Raw genomic sequence first — 1,314 nt, forward strand, 5'->3', positions numbered from 1 at the left:
TACTCTTGTATCTTACTCAACGGTTACATTATGTTTGTACAGGCATAATGAACCTAGGTGAGTGAGGATGTTTTACTCTTGGGCGGTTCAACCTGTGGGTCAGATTATTCCCTCACCTTCTTGTTTCTTACTGAACGGTATCTTAGGCATTTGAAGCCTGTATTCACAAGGTTAGTAAAACATGAATCAGTCCGTTAATTGCACTCTCGGAATTGATATTTCGAAAAAGAAGTTTGATGTAGCACTATATTTACCCTCTGGAAAATGGAAGCATAAAGCGTTTACAAATAGCTCAGAAGGCTTTCAGGAACTCTCTCATTGGCTGCGCCAGCTTAATATCGAACAAGTACACGCTTGCATGGAAGCCACTAATATTTATGGCAATGCACTAGCTGAGTATTTATATGATGAAAACCATAATGTTAGTGTCGTCAATCCAGCCAGAATTAAAGGTTTCGCCCAGAGTGAAATGCTGCGAACAAAAAATGATAAGCAAGATGCATCGCTCATTGCTCGATTTTGTGAAGCACTCTCACCAGATCTGTGGAAGCCTGAGCCTATAAGTGTCCGACAACTCAGAGCACTAGTAAGGCGGCTTGATATGCTTATTGAAATGAAACAACAAGAAGTCAATCGACTAGATGTTTCTGATGAGATTGTACAAAGCGATATACGCCAACATGTTAAAGAGTTAGAGCAACGTATTAACAAAATACGGATCGATATCGAAGAACATATTGATCGCGATCCAGATTTGAAAAACAAGAAGGAACTCTTGCTTTCAATTCCAGGTATTGGCCAGAAAACCATGGCAATAGTTTTGTCTTATTTTGCATCTATTCGACACTTTGACAGTGCAAAGAAATTAGCCTCGTTTTGTGGGGTTGCCCCTCGTGAGTACCAATCGGGAAGCTCTGTTAATGGTCGTGGCGCAATGTCAAAGATAGGCTCAGCACACTTACGCAAATCACTCTTTCTACCGGCCATGGTAGCGCTTAAATACAACCCAGCGTTGAAAGCGTTGAAAGAACGATTGAGTGAAAAAGGCAAACCGAAAATGGTCATAATCGGCGCAGCGATGCGCAAGCTCATTCATATCATCTACGGTGTATTAAAAAGCAACCTACCTTTTGATGAAAATAAAGCTGTTAAGGCTTGAAGTTTCAAACGGTATTGCAGGGTCATGGATACCTCTAAATCCATCTGAATCGCTGTTGATTCCTCCGTGTAAGCTCGTCTTCCAAATCCATGTGGTAGACGGTCAGATAATTTTAGGGGTATGCTCTTTAGAAAGCATGAGGGTGAACTTGAAAA

The 1,314-nt window shown here is 41.1% G+C and carries 1 protein-coding gene; it reads left to right on the plus strand.

Going from position 1 to position 1,314, the window contains the following annotated elements:
* The first annotated feature begins 181 nt into the window (after window positions 1-181).
* On the plus strand, window positions 182-1,159 hold the full coding sequence (locus F7R24_RS14585) for an IS110 family RNA-guided transposase (protein WP_151671997.1): 978 nt from the start codon (window positions 182-184) through the stop codon (window positions 1,157-1,159).
* Window positions 1,160-1,314: the final 155 nt, after the last annotated feature.

Origin of the sequence: Nitrincola schmidtii (assembly GCF_008973715.1) — a bacterium.
GTDB lineage: Bacteria > Pseudomonadota > Gammaproteobacteria > Pseudomonadales > Balneatricaceae > Nitrincola > Nitrincola schmidtii.

Excerpts from the sequence above, each read along its gene's own strand:
- F7R24_RS14585 (WP_151671997.1), top strand. The coding sequence starts at position 182 with ATGAATCAGTCCGTTAATTGCACTCTCGGAATTGATATTTCGAAAAAG.